A 2,843-nucleotide genomic window follows, 5' to 3' on the forward strand; every position below is an offset into this window, starting at 1 on the left:
CATAGAGGACAACTCGCATTAGCTCTTACTCAATTGCCTGATTGGAAATATGAAATTAAACACATCTAAAAAATAAACTTACAGATTTTTTACATATGGAGGTGCTTCTCTTCACAAATGCCTCCTAGCACCACCACCCTTCTTAACACTTTTAAGTCATGCGTGATTCACGAAATGGGTGGATTGTACGCAAATCAAGGAAATAAACCATGGAAAAGAAATATGAACTTACTGATGAAACAATTGAGTTTAGAGGAAAAACTCTTCACCGCATTCGTGCATTAAAAAATTTTGGAGACGTCAAAAAAGGAAATCTTGGCGGTTTTATACAAAATGAAAGCAATCTTTCACATGATGGCAATTGCTGGGTTGGTGATGATGCAAAAATCTATGGTTATGCCAAGGTTTTGGGAGATGCACATGTTTATGGAAACGCTTGTGCTGATGGTTTTGCAAGAGTTTATGACAAAGCCAAGGTTTTTGATAATGCTTATATTGATAATATTGCTGATATTTACGAAAATGCATGTATTTTTGGTAGTGCATATATTACCGGACAAACTAATATTTTTGGCAATGCTCAGATTTTTGGACATGCTCATGTTTTTGCCAGTGCACAAATCTACGAGAATGCACAAGTTTCCGGTGGTGCGTTTATTAGTGGAAAAGCTAAAATTTATGGAAATGCTAAAATTTATGACATTCCATTGATTTCCATCAGAGCAAAAGTTGGGGGAAATGCCAAAATCTGTGGTGAAGCATTTATTCAGGGAAACGCAGAGATCATCAATGATGAAATTATTTCAACAGGTGAGAGGCAATAAACCATGAAAAAATATGAACTGACTGATGAAACAATTGAGTTTGATGGATACCTTACGCTTTACCGCATACGTGCATTAAAAGATTTTGGTGATGTTAAAGTAGGCGACCTTGGCGGCTTTGTAGAGTATGAAGACAATTTAAGTCAAAAAGACGATTGCTGGATTTATAATGATGCCAAGGCGTATTGTTTTGCTAAGATTTACGATAGTGCTAAGGTTTATGATAAAGCACAAATTGGTGATTGTGCCGAGATTTTTGGCAATGCAAAAATTTATAATAACGTCAAAATATATGATGGACATATTTTTGGACACACACAAATTTATGGAAATGTGATTATTGATGCCGATTCAAGAATTTATGGCAATGTAAAAATTTATGATAATTCAGAAGATTGTAAACAAACTATGACCGCCCAGAACGGCGACTCTTCAACAAAAGACGACATTCCTTTCTAACAACCAACCATCCTTTTAACACAAGCGTGATTCACGCCACGGGGGAATTGCATCTAAAATGAAGGGGAACAGATATGGCACACCGCCAACCTACTATAACACAACCAGCCATTGCACGTGCTTTACGAGAAGCTAAAAAACAAGGAGCAGAGGTTGTAGAAATCAAGCCTACTGGTGAATTATTAATTCATATCAATAAAATCGTAACACCCAGAACGATAGATAATACTTATAGCATTGACAATTTTCCACCGCTTGAAAATGAACAAAAAGACTACGATACCAGCAAATCGTGTCCCTCTGTTGACGGTATAAAGTTTTAGCCATGCCAAAACGCCGTCCACCGCATCTTGTTCGTGAACGCACACGCCATGGTAAAATCATATGGTATGTACGTATTGGTCATGGACCACGGTTTCGGATTGAAGGAACCTATGGAACGCAAGAGTTTGTCGATAATTATACGCTTGCTCTTAAGCAAGCTCAAAATGGCTCCTCCAAAACAAAGAGGCGTACCAGACTCACAGAAGGGTCTTTCGATTGGTTGTTGCATCAGTATTTACAAAGCATGCAATGGCATAATCAATCAGAATCTACTAAAAAAGTTAAATATCGAATTCTGAATAATGTTTCTAAACATATCGGTAATCGTGCATATAAAAGCATAAACAAACAACACATGCTTGAAGCCGTAGACAGAAGGCGAGAGACCCCCGCAGCTGCAAAACATTTTTTGACCTCTTTAAACGGTCTCTTTAATTGGGCGGTTGATAATGCCCTTTTAAATAGAAATCCTGCCTTTAATATAAAAGCACCAAAATCTTTAAACATTGAGGGATTACTGCCATGGCTAGAAGAGGACATAGACAAATATTATCACCGTTGGTCACATGGTACACATGAACGCGTCTGGATTGATGTTCTTCTTTATACAGGCTTGCGTCGTGGTGATGCCGTTCGTATCGGCTGGAAAGACGTCAAAGATAATATCATTTATCTCAAAACAGAAAAGAGCCAATTTAAAACAGATGTTTTTCTTCCTATTTTACCAGAACTAGAGGAAACCCTTAAAATTGGTCCCATAGGTAATGAAACATTTATTTGTGGTAAAGGTGGAAATAAGCTTGTCAAAGAAAGTTTTGGCAACCTCTTTCGTGAAGCATGTAATGCGGCGGGTATTAAAAAATCAGCGCACGGATTGCGAAAATTAGCAGCAACACGTGCAGCCAATGCTGGTGCGACAGTTTCGCAAATGAAAGCGCTTTTTGGCTGGACAGAAGATAAAATGGCATCCCTTTATACCAAAACAGCTGATAGAAAACGACTTGCAATAGAAGCAATCAAAAAGCTACAAAAAGGTTCGGGATAGACATAAAATAAGTTAAAATAATCAACGGAATCAAAACTCCCGAACTTTTATATAACTTATTGATTTTATATAAATATAACGCTCCCACCCCCTCCGCCACAGCACTTTTATGGCGCTATAACTTTTTGATTTTATATGACTTTTTTAAAGGTTCGGGATAAATAAATAAAGGTTCGGGAATAGAATTTTTA

At 37.3% G+C, this 2,843-nt stretch carries 4 protein-coding genes; all 4 read left to right on the top strand.

Annotated elements, in window-relative coordinates:
- The first annotated feature begins 209 nt into the window (after positions 1–209).
- Positions 210–824: a hypothetical protein gene (locus ACFIM8_RS08905; RefSeq protein ID WP_375614811.1), complete on the top strand. Its 615-nt coding sequence runs from the start codon at positions 210–212 to the stop codon at positions 822–824.
- A 3-nt stretch (positions 825–827) separates the two neighbouring features.
- On the top strand, positions 828–1,283 hold the full coding sequence (locus ACFIM8_RS08910; RefSeq protein WP_375609811.1) for a hypothetical protein: 456 nt from the start codon (positions 828–830) through the stop codon (positions 1,281–1,283).
- 74 nt (positions 1,284–1,357) lie between these two features.
- Positions 1,358–1,606: a hypothetical protein gene (locus tag ACFIM8_RS08915; RefSeq protein WP_375614812.1), complete on the top strand. Its 249-nt coding sequence runs from the start codon at positions 1,358–1,360 to the stop codon at positions 1,604–1,606.
- A 2-nt stretch (positions 1,607–1,608) separates the two neighbouring features.
- Positions 1,609–2,652, top strand: a complete 1,044-nt coding sequence (locus ACFIM8_RS08920; RefSeq protein ID WP_375614813.1) for a tyrosine-type recombinase/integrase — start codon at positions 1,609–1,611, stop codon at positions 2,650–2,652.
- Positions 2,653–2,843: the final 191 nt, after the last annotated feature.

Source organism: Bartonella sp. AC535YNZD, from assembly GCF_042196625.1.
In the GTDB taxonomy this organism is placed as follows: Bacteria; Pseudomonadota; Alphaproteobacteria; order Rhizobiales; family Rhizobiaceae; genus Bartonella.

Excerpts from the sequence above, each read along its gene's own strand:
- ACFIM8_RS08920 (WP_375614813.1), top strand. The coding sequence starts at position 1,609 with ATGCCAAAACGCCGTCCACCGCATCTTGTTCGTGAACGCACACGCCAT.
- ACFIM8_RS08915 (WP_375614812.1), top strand. The coding sequence starts at position 1,358 with ATGGCACACCGCCAACCTACTATAACACAACCAGCCATTGCACGTGCT.
- ACFIM8_RS08905 (WP_375614811.1), top strand. The coding sequence starts at position 210 with ATGGAAAAGAAATATGAACTTACTGATGAAACAATTGAGTTTAGAGGA.
- ACFIM8_RS08910 (WP_375609811.1), top strand. The coding sequence starts at position 828 with ATGAAAAAATATGAACTGACTGATGAAACAATTGAGTTTGATGGATAC.